Origin of the sequence: Acinetobacter lwoffii, from assembly GCF_019343495.1 — a bacterium.
GTDB classification, from domain to species: Bacteria; Pseudomonadota; Gammaproteobacteria; order Pseudomonadales; family Moraxellaceae; genus Acinetobacter; species Acinetobacter lwoffii_P.
In genome coordinates, this window is the sequence record NZ_CP072549.1 from 1,056,346 (window position 1) to 1,068,587 (window position 12,242).

Consider the following 12,242-nt stretch of genomic DNA (forward strand, 5'->3'; position numbering starts at 1 on the left):
GAAATAAAAATAACTCAAAGGAGGATTTTAAGTATTTAAAACCAATTCTTCAAATGAGGACACGCCCTAATCATTTAAAGAAGATTTAAAGCGTCAATTATTTTAGATTGGTCATGGATTCACTAGATTTTTTCCGACGTTTATACTCAAACATGTTCTGATCCGCTTGTGCGAGTGCTGCAAATAAGCCCTGACTTGGATGACGCATTGCCATACCAATCGCTGCGCCAATGTTTGCTGCTGCAAAGGCATTAATTAAACGATCCACTAAACTTTCAGTACCCGTTTCATCATTTTCCACGCTAAGAATCACAAACTCATCACCACCCAAACGAGCAACAATATCATTGATTCGTACGTTATCTCGCAATACCTGCGCCGCATTTTGAATCAGCTTGTCACCTTCATCATGACCCAAACTATCATTCAACTTTTTTAGGTCATTCAGGTCAATAAATAATACAGCGGCGGGATGACCATATTGCTTACAACGCTCTTCTTCAGCTCGCAGCAGTTTTTCCCAGGCCCGACGATTATAGAGCCCGGTCAATTCATCTTTACTGGCTTCTTCCTGCAATAATTCATGTTGACGTACCTGCTCACTTTGACGCAATTCTGCCTGCAAGATCGAACTGAGCAATTGTCCCAACAACTCGACCAATTGCATATCTTGCACAATAGCTTCCGATTTGGTTTCTGGATCAATCGCACAGAGTGTTCCAAACAAACTGCCATCTTCTTTAAGGAGTGGCTGACCAATATAAGATTTTATACAGACCTGCTGATTAATCGGCGCTGTGGCGTATAAAGGAATTTCTTCAGAGCGGGGGGCAATTCTCGGGGCCTTACCTGCGACCATATGAGAACAAAAAGAATCAGCCCACTGAAACACTTGACCGGGTCGTATATCATAACCATGATCTTCACTTTGCAGCACAATCCAGTCTTGGCCTTCTACCCGGGTGATCATCCATAAATTAAAGCAAAAATGCTGATGCAAAAACTTTAACACCGCCTCTCCAGCATCCTGAAAACTTTTGAAATTTATATTTTCCATTCGAGATTGCCTCTGCTGCAAACCTGTAAAAATATGCATGATATCAACTTAAGCTATTAAACTATTTTTCCAGTTTCAATAGAATATAAGAGTTCTAAATACAGCTATAAAACTATATATTTACAACATACCGTTGCTATAAGTTTTCATTTAAAAATTCACAATAAAAAAGAGGCCTAAGCCTCTTTTCTTCAAGCCTGAAATCTATGCCTCAGTCGGATTAGTCAGTTCCGTCATTGGCCAACGTGGAGTTGTCGTCACAGCCAAGCCATCATGCTGTCCTGCTTTGAGACGCTGATAGCCCGCAAAAGCAATCATGGCACCATTGTCTGTACAGAGTGCAGGTTCAGCATAATAAACAGATGCACGAATCTTGGCTAAATCTGCTTCTAAACGCTCACGTAAACGCTTGTTGGCACTAACACCGCCCGCAATCACCAGACGTTTAAGCCCCGTTTGCTTCAGTGCTTTCACCGACTTTTTCACCAGAGTATCGACAATGGCTTCCTGAAAACTGGCAGCGATATCGGCATCGCGGTTTTCATCACCGAGTTTTTTCATTTGTACAGAAACTGCGGTTTTTAGACCACTGAATGAAAATTCTAAACCTTGATGCAGCATTGGTCGCGGGAATGCAAATGCATTTGGATCGCCCTGCTCTGCCAGTTTGGAAATATTCGGGCCACCCGGATACGGCAGACCCATCATCTTCGCGACTTTATCAAATGCTTCGCCTGCCGCATCATCAATGGATTCACCCAAGAGTTCATACTGGCCAATGCCATAAGCAGCCATGAGCTGAGAATGTCCACCCGATACCAACAATGCGACAAATGGAAACTCAGGCGGAGTTTCTGACAATAAAGGTGCCAGCATATGACCTTCCATATGATGCACACCAATTGCGGGTTTATTCAGCGCAAAGGCCAAAGTACGACCAAACAATGCACCGGTCATGAGTGCGCCCATCAGACCCGGGCCACGGGTATATGCGACTGCATCAATTTCTGATTTTTTCACGCCGCTCTGTTCAAGCAGCTCATTGATGAGTGGAATCAGTTTACGCACATGATCACGTGACGCCAGCTCTGGAACTACACCGCCATATTCTGCATGCAGTTTAATCTGGCTATAAAGCACCTGTCCGCGCAAACCCAACTCGCTGTCATACAGCGCAAGTCCTGTTTCATCACACGACGTTTCCAAGCCTAAAACGATCATTAAACTGCCTATAACCTGTATCAATTCTATTGCAGCAACTATTATAGACTTGTGGTATGAGATGTAAATGAGTAAAATACTGACCTTCACTTGTGATTGAGGGCAATTCAGCCCGAGATCTTACCCTAACTGATATGAGGATTCTTCATGCCACAAGTTAAATTGAAAGAAGGCGAACCAGTAGACGTAGCTATCCGTCGTTTCAAACGTTCATGCGAAAAAGCGGGTGTTCTTGCTGACGTACGTAAGCGTGAATTCTACGAGAAACCAACTCAAGAACGTAAGCGCAAAAAAGCTGCTGCTGTTAAACGCTACCAAAAGAAATTGGCGCGTGAATCAGTACGTACAACTCGCCTTTACTAAGATTAATTTGTGATTGATTGCCTGGAATAAATAATGACGACTTTAAAAGACCAAATCACGGATGTTTTGAAAGCAACAATGCGTGCCAAAGAAATGTCCAAGCTGACGGTCATTCGTAGTCTACAGGCAGCAATTAAGCAAATCGAAGTCGATGAGCGCAAAGAACTTGACGACGCTCAGGTTCTTGCGGTCATTGAAAAACAAATTAAACAACGTAAAGAATCGGTTAAAGCCTTTGCAGGCGCTGGCCGAGATGATTTAGCTAGTAAGGAACAAGCCGAAATTGAGATTTTGTCTCAGTTTCTACCAGAAGCTATGACTGAGGAAGAACTTGATTCCATGATTGCGCAAGCTATTGCAGCGCAACAAGCTACTAGCATGAAAGATATGGGTAAGGTGATGAATTCTCTGCGTCCGCTCATAGCCGGGCGCGCCGATCCTGCACAAGTTTCCGCCAAAATCAAAGCGCAACTTGCTTAATCCATACTCTCTAGCATTTTCTCTTTAACGTTGAACTGCCTTTAATCAAAGACAGTTCCTGACGTATTCTCATTGCAAATTACAATCGACCTGATAACGCTTAAGTAATTGCATCTCTTTCGACGATTTCACTTCTACAATTACATCCCGTTTACTCATATTTTGAAACTGACGATCCAGATAAGGACGATTCTGGTCAGCGGCCTGATATAAACGATCAACATAACGTCCTACAATTCCACAAAATTTTGCATTCTGCTCAGGACTAAATCCCTGTTGCTGCGGATTTAAACCACTTAAAAACTGACGCGATTCCTTTTTATAATCCGCATTAATTCGTTCTATTGCTTCTACATATTCAACTGCACTCGCAGCAAAAACCCCATAACTCCACCCCAGTAGACACACGCCCAATAGTATTTTTTTCATATTATGCTTCAGTTTGATTCACGCTGATCTTTCAAAAAGATTGTAGCCTGATTGAATATATTCTTGCTATATCATCCTGATACAAAAACTTAAAACCCAGTTCAGCTTTAAATCTTATATTGATGTGCCTGCTGCATCTGCTTCAGACGCTGGCGAATGGTGGACGATAAAGATTGATTATTCTTTACGCTACGCTGTGCATGTAATAATGATTTGATGGCAGTTTCTTCATATCCTGACCAATATTCTACTTCTGCACGATAGCGCAGCACATTAGCAGCCTTAATCGGCGAATCTGGCTCTGCATTGGCAGCCAGTTGCATTAGTCGCCAGCCACTGACATCCCGTGAATTGGCATTTAGAAATCGCTGCACTAAAACTTTTGCTTTATCGGGTTGCTTGGCGCGAATCAGCACTTCTGCATATTTATAATTGAGCGCTCGATTTTCCGGCATGATCCGCGCTGCTGACGCTACACTTTCCAAAGCTGCATCAAGCTGGTTCTGAGCTAAATAAATATCAGTCTGGAATAAAACCTGTAAAGGATGCATCTGGTTATGCTTTTTTGCTCGATCTAAAGTGGCCTGCGCGGCCTGGAAATCACTTTGCTGTATTCGATAGGCAGTTAAGGCAAGCTGGCCTGCAAAATTATTTTGCCGGTCCATCAGGATAAGCTGCTCTGCATTGGTCTGACCAGACAATACCCTGCTATACCACTTGATAATGTCAAAGTCTTGGTCATTGAGACTGCGTTTCACCGCAGGAAGCTGGTTGGCACGTAAACGTGCTTCACTCATACGCTCGGTGGTGAGTGGATGAGTGAACCAGAAATCCGGCAGAAAGCTTAAGCGGCTGGTCGAGCGATGCATGACCTCAAAGAAATCTGCCATACTATGCGGGTTATAACCGGAACGATACATATATTGCATACCAATCCGGTCTGCCTCACGCTCCTGATTACGGCTATAGGTAAGCTGTTTATCCAGAAGTGCTGCCTGTGAACCCATCATGACCGCTGTGCCGACATCGCCATCTGCCTGAGAAGCGACCAAAGCACCGACGAGAATTCCGGCTAGCGCCAGTAAACCTTGCCCTTTAAATGCATCCTGAGAGCGACTGTAATGACGTTGTGTGACATGTGCAATTTCATGTGCCATCACTCCTGCCACTTCATCCATGTTTCGGGCTGAATTAATCAGACCAGCATTAAGTGCAAAGAGGCCACCCGGTACGGCGAAAGCATTAATTTGGGGATCATTAATGACCAGCAAACCGATCGGCTGTTGCAATTGAGTCTGACTCAGGATATGAGAAAATACTGAAAGCAACTGATCTTCAAGCCATGGATTTTGCAGGACCGGCATTTGTTTATGCACTTCACGATAGACTTTTTCACCGATCATTTTTTCTTTTTGTTGATCGAGTAAGCCGACGCCTGTACCAATATCAGGCACAGAAAATTGTACATTTACTTGATTAAAATCATGGTTAGAGCCGTGCCCTGCTACCATATACAGACTTAAGCCACACGCCAGCGCCAATCGTTTCAATGAAAAATCTCTAATCCTGCCGATCTAATTTATCTTGAATATAGCATTGAACAATGAGCAGAGACGCAAGAAAATGTTATTTTTTAATACCATTTAAACGACGAATCAGATGCATTTTAAAATTCCGGATTGACCACATAACGGGGCACTCGTCCTTCCAAGGCATCAACAAGATTCTGATAAGCCAGTTCTGCCATTTTTTTACGGGTGGCTGCAGTGGCCGAACCCACATGTGGCAATGTAACCACATTATCCAACTGGAATAATTCCGATTCCTTTAACGGCTCTTTCTGATACACATCCAGACCGGCAGCAAAAACCTGCTTGGCTTTTAAAGCTGAAGTTAATGCCTGTTCATCAATGACCGAGCCACGTGAAATATTGACCAATACTGCATGGGATTGCATTTTAGCCAATTCCGCTGTCGCAATCAGCGCCTTAGAATCCGCATTCAAATCTACTGCAACAACCACAAAGTCAGAACGCTGTAACAGTTCCTCAAGCTGGCAATATTTCGCATTCAACCCTTGAGCAAGTTCTGGTTTTTCCCGACGATTATGATACAGAATATTCATATTAAAACCGTAAAAACCACGACGTGCGATTGCAGCTCCAATATGACCGAGACCAATAATTCCGAGGGTTTTTCCAAAAATATCCATACCAAATTGTGCTTCGCCCACGGTACGCTGCCATTGTCCCTGCTTGGTCCATTGATCCAGGTAAGCCACTTTGCGTGCTGCTGACATCAGTAAAGTAAAAGCCAGGTCAGCAGTGGTTTCAGTCAGTACATGCGGCGTATGACTGAGATAAATTTTCTTTTCATTTAAATAATCCAGTTCATAGTTGTCATAACCGACACTGACACTGGAGATAATTTTTAACCGGGTGGCACTGGCCAGATTATCGCGATTCAACAAGCGCCCTGCGCCAATCATGCCATCAGCATCCTGAACCTGCTGCAAAAGCTGTTGATTCACATCGCCTAGCTTCGGTTGTATATAACTAACCTGATAATTTTGTTCCAGCTTGTTTTGAATATCAGTATCAATTTGACTAAATACAACCACTTTTTGTTTCATCTATTTTTATTCCACAGCAAGATTATTCCAGACTGGCAGTCCTATTTTGCATAAACTGCCATAAACGTTTTTTTAGAATCGGCTGATCCAGCATTTCTTGTAAAGATGCCAACTGGATCATTTTCGTATTTGATATATGCGCTGCAGGCCCGAGGAAAATAATATTTTTCTCTGCACTCATTCCATCCAGAAAACCCTGAATATAGGATTCTACACCACGTCCATCCTGAACATTGGCCCAGGGAAATGGCCAGTTCAGCTCATGAAACTCACCTGGGACTGCACGCTGGATATTGCCCCATAAATTCTGGGTGTCTTCGGTCATTGCAGTTGCATCAATCACGATACTGCAATGTGCCAGACTTAAAGCCTGCAAACTGAATGGCGGGATTTGTACGATTTCACGCTGTTCCTGAACAGGTACAATGTGAGTCGGTGCCGCAGGTGGTGTATCAACCTTAAGCGTAACAATTGGCTCTGGCTCAGGAATCGGTAGATCAGCCAACGCCTCTACGGAAGCAGGCTGTGGTAAGACGATATCGGTGTGAAATTCAGGTGCAGCCTGATCACGCCAGATCGAAACCTGGTGCGGCTGACATGCGCTGTCCCTAGGAATCCAGAGATCGATTCCTAATGTTGCCAGTATGTCACGCTGATGCCCAATCATCTTTTCATCATCACCAATTTCAGGCTGAACATTTTAGCCGGATTGCCTGTGCTTTGCCGAACTTTTTCAGCTTTTCTTTTTTATCCTGATGGATTCTAGTACAAAGTTTAGCTGTCTGCTAAAAACCGTGCTTTTAATACACAATTAAACCATTCCTGCTGTTATAACAGATTCCGGCTAAAGCTGCGCGTTCTCATTTATTTTCTACAGAATGGTTAAACTGTTCTTCTTTAACATTTGCTGAACGACCTGTTCTGCCTCAAAACCCAAGCGCCAATACAACAGCTCCATCACGTCCAACTCATCCTGTGTCACGATACGATCACTCCACAAACAGGCCTCTGCAATACCTAAAATACTGAGGCGATCACGCAATAACAGCCCCGCAATATCATTCAGGATTTCTGCTAGATCAATCGGCTCATCAGAAATTTCATTATATAAGTCCAGTTCCTGAGCGGTCAGAATCCGGTTTAAAATCCGCTCCCGCACCTCAAGCTGGTTGCCGCTATTAATCTGCTGTACATGCAGCAAGGCGTCGATCAAACGCACAATCTGTGGCTTGACCTCATCGAGTGCTGTAGGCGTATGTGCAGGAAGCAAATTCAGTTCGTATTTCACACATTCCAGTAATAATGCATCCAACAGGCCAATTTCGCCATCTTCCTGAATAATCCGTGCCAGCTTCATCAAAAACTGGCGTGCAACAGTTGTCGGCATGCCACCAATATTGTTACAAGCTTGCTGGAAAATCGAGATATGCACCCGCCCGTCCAGATTGAGCAATGAATCTACAATGGCACGGCTAACTTCAGCCTCAGTCGGAATAAATTCACGATATTGACGGATCATTAAAATGGCGACCATCACTTCACGAGAACCAGTTGCGGTTTGTAATGCACGCTCAATCAGTTCCGGACGTGGCATCTTGAGCCGAAGTTCCGGATTCAGTGGTTTGATCGCATCTTTAATCGCAAAACTGATCGGAGACAGCCGCAATAATGGCAAAGGCTGTGGCGAGCTCCAGCTCATTGCAGTTTCAGGCACCACTTCTTCTAAAGAACGGAACAAACTAAACAAAGGCTGATTTTTGAGTTTTTTCAGATTCTCAAGCTGTAAGTCCTGAATCAAGGCAGGATTTAATTCATAAATCCGCTGATTGATATGGGGATGAATATTCAGCCAGTTTTGTGGGCTCAAGGAATTGGCAAAGCACATATGTGAAATGGATTCAGCATATTCACTATAAATCTGGGAGCCGGAATGATGCACATGAATTCTGAGTAAAGTCTGAATATTGGCATCATTTTGAATCAGGCGTCGGGTCTTTCGATCATTTTTATAGGTCCGACCACCGAGTGAAATATATTTAATGAAACGGGAAATCAATACGCCCAAACTACCAATCAGCCAGATCACCGCACCGACTGCAACATAGAAAGTTTCAAACTTATTTTCACGCGGACTACCCGCTCGATAAAAACCGGACTTGGCAATCTTACTGCCACACTGACTAAACGTGGTTAAACTGCTATACAGGATTTTCAGGCGGGTATTTTCCGCAGCTTCACCAGAGAGAATTTTATTGAATTCATGGCTGAGCAAGCCATACAGCTCGACTTTATCCAGTGTTTGTATCGCACCCCAAGTCAGGATAATTGCGGTATCCCGCGGACTAAAACCTGCCGTCAATGCATTGACACCAACTTCATCGGGCAGCACATATACCGCCGGAACGTCAATCAGAAAAGTCTCTGACAGTTGCTGGTTAATGTGCAGTGCAGCACTTTCTTCTGGAATACTGTCCATCGGACTCAACCGACGCGCACCTAGCTGCTTTGCCAGCGAATAACCGCCATTCCGAAAAATATAGAATTCATAGATGACCGAGATCATCATGGCACATAACAGCAATGCAATCAGATAAGGACTCAGCGCATGCCAGAAGATTGACTGGCTAGGATCAGCATAAAAAACAAAGAGACCAACAACACTATTAATAATAAAAATAGTCAACAAAATTGCAATCAGGCAAAAACTTACAGGCAGTATTATATTTTTGTTTTTTATAAAATCGTATCCTACGTTTCGCAATGCAGAACCCTAAAATGATTATTTTCAATGGACTCATCATAAAACAAAAAAGCGGGAAATTCCCGCTTTTTCATGATGATTTTAACTACTTAGACTTCGCGTACACCGGTCAAATCCACTGAGGCTGCATCAATATTGACATCAATATAATTGCTTTCTTTCATGGCACTGTCACTACGTTTTTGCTGAAGATCATCCAGATATTGCGCATCAATACCGCCCGAAACATAGATGCCATCAAAGACTGAACAATCAAAGTCTTTGACATCCGGTACTTTGGTGGTTCTTACCGCATCTTTCAAATCTTCCAGATCTTGGAAAATCAGACGGTCAGCACCAATAATTTCACGGATTTCTTCTACGCTACGTTCCGATGCAATCAGCTCAGATTTCGCCGGCATATCAATACCGTAAACGTTTGGATATTTCACCATCGGTGCTGCAGACGCAAAGAATACTTTTTTCGCGCCAGAATCACGAGCCATCTGGATAATTTCATTACAGGTCGTACCACGGACAATCGAGTCATCCACCAACAGTACGTTTTTACCTTTAAACTCAAGCTCAACCGGGTTGAGTTTTTGACGTACCGATTTTTTACGCAGCTGCTGACCAGGCATAATGAAGGTCCGGCCGATATAACGGTTTTTCATGAAACCTTCACGGAATTTCACGCCCAACATATTGGCAAGTTCTAGCGCTGAAGTACGTGAAGTATCCGGAATCGGAATCACCACATCAATATCATGCTCTTCACCCCACTCACGCAGAATTTTTTGCGCCAGCTTCTCACCCATTTTCAAACGTGCTTTATACACCGAGATTCCATCAATGATGGCATCTGGACGGGCAAAATAAACATATTCAAAAATACAAGGACGGTATTCAGCATTCGCCGCACATTGCTTGGTAAAAAAATTACCTTCTAAATCAATAAATACCGCTTCACCAGGCAGAATATCACGCTCAACTTTAAAGCCCAGCGCAGTAATCGCAACAGATTCAGAAGCAATAATATATTCCATACCCTGTTCAGTTTCACGTGAACCGTAGATCAGTGGACGAATACCGTTCGGATCGCGGAAGCCCACTAGCCCCTGACCGGTAATCATCGCCACCACGCCATAAGCACCTTTGCAACGCTCATGCACACGTGTTACCGCATGGAAAATATCTTCCGACGTTGGCACCAGTTTGCCATGTTTTTGCAGTTCATGCGCAAACACGTTTAACAGGACTTCTGAATCAGAATCAGTGTTCATATGACGCAAGTCAGTTTTGAACAGGTCATCATGAATTTCTTCAGCATTGGTCAGGTTACCATTATGTGCCAAGGTAATCCCGTACGGCGAGTTCACATAAAACGGCTGTGCTTCAGCACTGCTCGATGAACCGGCTGTTGGATAACGCACATGACCAATACCGTAATTTCCTTTCAAAGCACGCATATGACGGGTATGGAATACATCACGCACCATACCATTGTCTTTGCGCAGGAATAAACGTCCTTCATCACATGTCACGATCCCAGCTGCATCTTGTCCACGATGTTGTAACATCGTTAATGCATCAAACAACATTTGGTTAACGGGTGATTTACCAGCTATACCAACTACTCCACACATAGCAACCTCGCAGACAAGCTAGGATTAATAAAAAGGATTATTTGTAGACTCATCTGCAGCTCCAGACTTGGACGATGTTTCAGATGATGAAGCTGAAGGTTTCGATGTCCCTTCAGGCTTGATATGTTGTAGTGCGCCATTCGCGGCTTCTTTCGACATTTGAGTCGCCCAAGGTGCATAAGGCAATAAGGCTTGAATAAACTTGGACTGTTTCCAGTGAGGTGAGCTTTCTACCCACGGGCCAATTCCCTGCATGGTAATCAGAACAATCAGCAAACCTTTCAGGCTACCAAAGACACCACCCGCCAGACGGTTGAGAGGGCCCAGTTTAAGACTCTTTAAAATACGGTTCAACAGTGCAGTAACGATCCAGGTCAGAACTACAATTAGCAGGACGATAAAAGCAAAGGCCGCAATCTTTTGTACGACTGGATCTGTACTCAGAGCAACCATAGACGGCGCAAGTAGTGTTGAATATTTTGCCGCAATAATCAGGGCAAATATCCATCCCACTAAGTTCGCAAAGGCTTTAATAAATCCTTGACGCAAACCGTTGAGCCCTCCAATGAGCAAGATAATCAGTAGAAAGATATCAATGGCATTCATAGGATTTAAAGTGCGTCTACACAATCTTTTACAAGTTTAGGTCCAGTATAGATGAGGCCACTATAAACTTGTACAAGGCTGGCGCCTGCCTGTTTCTTGGCAGCAGCATCTGCACCTGAAAGAATACCACCCACACCAATCAATGGAATTTGTCCTTTTAATACCGCAGCAAATGTAGCCAGACATGCGGTACTTTTCTCAAATACTGGCGCGCCAGACAAACCACCTGCTTCCTCTGCATGCTCCAGACCCTCTACACCTTCACGTGACAGTGTGGTATTGGTCACGATCAGGCCATCAATCTTGAATTGCAATAATTGCTTGGCAATAAAGGCAATATCGCTGTTATCCAGATCAGGCGCCACTTTCAGTACCAAAGGTACATAATGCTGGTATTCCTGAGCCAATTCAAGCTGACGCTTCTTCAGTGTTTCCAGCAGTTCGGTGAGTGCATCACCACTTTGCAGGCTGCGCAGGTTTTTGGTATTGGGAGAAGAAATGTTGACGGTAATATAAGAAGCATAATTATAGACTTTTTCTAAACAGATGAGGTAATCATCTACTGCTTTTTCTACCGGAGTATCAGCGTTTTTACCGATATTAATACCGAGAATGCCTTTAAATTTGGCCGCTTTGACATTTTCAACCAGCTGATCCACGCCATCATTGTTAAAGCCCATACGGTTAATAATGGCTTTGACCTGTGGCAAACGAAATAAACGCGGATGAGGATTGCCGGCTTGCGGTCTCGGGGTAATGGTACCAATTTCAATAAAACCAAAACCTTGACCGGCAAGGGCGTCAATATAGGCACCATTTTTGTCCAAACCTGCCGCAAGACCTACCGGATTGGGAAATTCGATTCCCATACAGGTCACAGGTTTCGCAGCAACATTTTGACGCATCAAGCCCATTTTATGGGATGATTTCAATAGTGATAATGTCAGCTCATGTGCACGCTCTGGTGCTAAAGAAAACAACAAAGGGCGGGCTAGAGAATACAACATATCCAGAAAAGTCTACTGCTTTTTAAGTCGGCATATTATAGGCATAGGCTGACAAAAAAAC

At 43.7% G+C, this 12,242-nt stretch carries 12 protein-coding genes; 2 read left to right on the forward strand and 10 right to left on the reverse strand.

Annotated elements, in window-relative coordinates:
- Window positions 1-97 precede the first annotated feature (97 nt).
- The gene (locus tag J7649_RS04995; protein ID WP_219309641.1) at window positions 98-1,057 is read right to left on the reverse strand and encodes a sensor domain-containing diguanylate cyclase; all 960 of its coding nucleotides are present in this window, start codon (window positions 1,055-1,057) and stop codon (window positions 98-100) included.
- A 204-nt stretch (window positions 1,058-1,261) separates the two neighbouring features.
- Window positions 1,262-2,278 (reverse strand): tRNA (adenosine(37)-N6)-threonylcarbamoyltransferase complex transferase subunit TsaD, encoded by a 1,017-nt coding sequence (gene tsaD / locus J7649_RS05000; RefSeq protein ID WP_004280030.1) that lies wholly within the window; start codon window positions 2,276-2,278, stop codon window positions 1,262-1,264.
- A gap of 147 nt (window positions 2,279-2,425) precedes the next feature.
- Between tsaD and rpsU the strand changes: the two genes are divergently transcribed.
- Window positions 2,426-2,641, forward strand: coding sequence for a 30S ribosomal protein S21 (rpsU, locus tag J7649_RS05005; RefSeq protein WP_001136722.1), 216 nt, complete (start codon window positions 2,426-2,428; stop codon window positions 2,639-2,641).
- 33 nt (window positions 2,642-2,674) lie between these two features.
- Window positions 2,675-3,121 (forward strand): GatB/YqeY domain-containing protein, encoded by a 447-nt coding sequence (locus J7649_RS05010; RefSeq protein ID WP_004280076.1) that lies wholly within the window; start codon window positions 2,675-2,677, stop codon window positions 3,119-3,121.
- A gap of 69 nt (window positions 3,122-3,190) precedes the next feature.
- On the opposite strand, the gene J7649_RS05015 is transcribed toward J7649_RS05010, so the two are convergent.
- The 8 genes from J7649_RS05015 to J7649_RS05050 all read right to left on the reverse strand — a co-directional run bounded on the left by J7649_RS05015 (window position 3,191) and on the right by J7649_RS05050 (window position 12,181).
- Complete coding sequence (locus tag J7649_RS05015) at window positions 3,191-3,550, reverse strand: hypothetical protein (RefSeq protein WP_005107293.1); 360 nt, start codon at window positions 3,548-3,550, stop codon at window positions 3,191-3,193.
- A gap of 107 nt (window positions 3,551-3,657) precedes the next feature.
- Complete coding sequence (locus J7649_RS05020; RefSeq protein ID WP_213032099.1) at window positions 3,658-5,100, reverse strand: M48 family metalloprotease; 1,443 nt, start codon at window positions 5,098-5,100, stop codon at window positions 3,658-3,660.
- Window positions 5,101-5,216: 116 nt separating this feature from the next.
- Window positions 5,217-6,182 carry a 2-hydroxyacid dehydrogenase gene (locus J7649_RS05025; RefSeq protein WP_219309643.1) on the reverse strand — a complete coding sequence of 322 codons (966 nt, stop codon included), beginning with the start codon at window positions 6,180-6,182 and terminating at the stop codon, window positions 5,217-5,219.
- A gap of 22 nt (window positions 6,183-6,204) precedes the next feature.
- On the reverse strand, window positions 6,205-6,849 hold the full coding sequence (locus tag J7649_RS05030; RefSeq protein WP_219309645.1) for a hypothetical protein: 645 nt from the start codon (window positions 6,847-6,849) through the stop codon (window positions 6,205-6,207).
- A gap of 204 nt (window positions 6,850-7,053) precedes the next feature.
- Complete coding sequence (locus J7649_RS05035; RefSeq protein WP_219309647.1) at window positions 7,054-8,943, reverse strand: M48 family metalloprotease; 1,890 nt, start codon at window positions 8,941-8,943, stop codon at window positions 7,054-7,056.
- 89 nt (window positions 8,944-9,032) lie between these two features.
- Window positions 9,033-10,568 (reverse strand): amidophosphoribosyltransferase, encoded by a 1,536-nt coding sequence (purF, locus tag J7649_RS05040; RefSeq protein ID WP_004729956.1) that lies wholly within the window; start codon window positions 10,566-10,568, stop codon window positions 9,033-9,035.
- 24 nt (window positions 10,569-10,592) lie between these two features.
- Window positions 10,593-11,174: a CvpA family protein gene (locus J7649_RS05045; protein ID WP_219309649.1), complete on the reverse strand. Its 582-nt coding sequence runs from the start codon at window positions 11,172-11,174 to the stop codon at window positions 10,593-10,595.
- A 5-nt stretch (window positions 11,175-11,179) separates the two neighbouring features.
- Window positions 11,180-12,181 (reverse strand): quinone-dependent dihydroorotate dehydrogenase, encoded by a 1,002-nt coding sequence (locus tag J7649_RS05050; RefSeq protein WP_219309651.1) that lies wholly within the window; start codon window positions 12,179-12,181, stop codon window positions 11,180-11,182.
- Between the last annotated feature and the right edge of the window lie 61 nt (window positions 12,182-12,242).